A 1680-nucleotide genomic window follows, 5' to 3' on the forward strand; every position below is an offset into this window, starting at 1 on the left:
CTTTTCGACAGCGCCGTGCTGGTGGCGGCCGGCGAACTGGGCTTTGCCGCGCGCGAGGGTATCGAGCTGACGCTGCATCGCGAGACCTCCTGGGCCAACATCCGCGACCGCATCGCCATCGGCCATTTCCATCTGGCGCACATGCTGGGGCCGATGCCGCTGGCCTGCAGCCTCGGCCTCACGCCGATCGCCTCTGAGACCATCGTTCCGTTCTCGCTCAGCCTCGGCGGCAATTGCGTCACCGTCTCCAATGCGGTGTGGGACGGCATGGCGGCGCATGGCGCGGAACCCGATCTCGATCCCGCGCGGGCAGGGGCCGCTCTTGGCGCGCTGATCCGCGGGCGGGCCGCCAGGGGGAGCGATCCGCTGCGCTTCGCCGTCGTGCATCCGCATTCCGGGCATAACTACGAGCTGCGCTACTGGCTCGCCGCCTGCGGCATCAATCCCGAGCGCGACATCGAGATCGTCATCGTGCCGCCGCCCTTCATGGCCGATGCGCTGGCCGCCGGCCGCATCGACGGCTATTGCGTCGGCGAGCCCTGGAACAGTGCCGCGGTCGCCGCCGGCACCGGCCATATCGTCACCGTCAAGGCGCTGCTCTGGCGCAACAGCCCGGAGAAGGTGATCGGCGTGCGCAAGGCCTGGGCGGAGGAGAATCCGGAGGCGCTGGCGGCGCTGCTCAGAGCGCTGCATCACTCGGCGCGCTGGTGCCAGGACCCGGCGAACCATGCCGAACTGGCGGCGCTGATGGCCGGGCCGGGCTTCCTCGGCCTGCCGGCTTCGGTGCAGATGCCGATCCTGACCGGACGGCTGAAGCTCGGCGGTGGCGCCGAGCGGGCGATCGCCGATTTCTTCGTGCCCTTCGACAAGGCGGCGAATTTTCCGTGGAAGAGCCATGCGCTGTGGTTCTACACGCAGATGGTGCGCTGGGGGCATGTCGCGCACACGCCGGAAAACCTCGCCATCGCCTGGAACTGCTACCGGCCCGACCTCTATCGCTCGGCGCTGAAGCCGCTCGGCGTGGCGCTGCCCGGCGCCAATGCCAAGGCCGAAGGGGCGCTGAAAGCGGCGACGCCGGTCGGTTCGGCGGGGGCAAGCCTGTTGCTCGGCCCGGACGGGTTCTTCGACGGCCAGATCTTCGATCCCGACGAGATCGAAGCCTATGTCGCCGGGCAGAAACACGCTGATTCCCTGGCGCAGTAGGTTCCGACCTGCCGGGGTGCGGATCGCCAACGCACGCAAGTTGATAAGTCAAAGGCCGCCTTGGTGTGTTATATACGCTGCGTTCTCGGGCGGATACGAGATCGATGGATCAGGAAAGACTTCTGGCCGCCGTCCTTTTGGCTGATGTCGTGGGCAGCACGCCCCTCTATGAGCGCATCGGCGACGATGCCGCTCTGCAGCAGGTTTCGGATTGCCTGGACACGATGCGCGAGATCGTCGCCCAGCACGGCGGTGATTTCATTTACTCGAAAGGCGATGACGTACTCAGCCTGTTCGAGAGCCCGGAGATGGCGCTGAGGGCCGTCTGCCAAATCAGCCGCCAATTGACCAAAGGGCCGTTGAGCGCCCGTATAGGATTGCATTTCGGGGCGGTCATTCGCGCGCGGGGCGCGATATTCGGCGATGTTGTCAATGTCACCGCCAGGTTGTCCAGCACGGCCAACCCCGGGGAGGTGC

2 protein-coding genes are annotated in these 1680 nt (G+C 66.7%); both read left to right on the forward strand.

The features are described 5' to 3' along the window. Nucleotides 1-1203 (forward strand): CmpA/NrtA family ABC transporter substrate-binding protein (locus EN738_RS34160; protein WP_127287352.1); only part of this gene is annotated, 1203 nt, incomplete at its 5' end. A gap of 104 nt (nt 1204-1307) precedes the next feature. Then, nucleotides 1308-1680, forward strand: a 373-nt coding sequence (locus tag EN738_RS34165) for an adenylate/guanylate cyclase domain-containing protein (protein ID WP_145967044.1), incomplete at its 3' end; no start/stop codon positions are given.

It is taken from the genome of Mesorhizobium sp. M4B.F.Ca.ET.017.02.2.1 (assembly GCF_003998955.1).
GTDB classification, from domain to species: domain Bacteria; phylum Pseudomonadota; class Alphaproteobacteria; order Rhizobiales; family Rhizobiaceae; genus Mesorhizobium; species Mesorhizobium abyssinicae.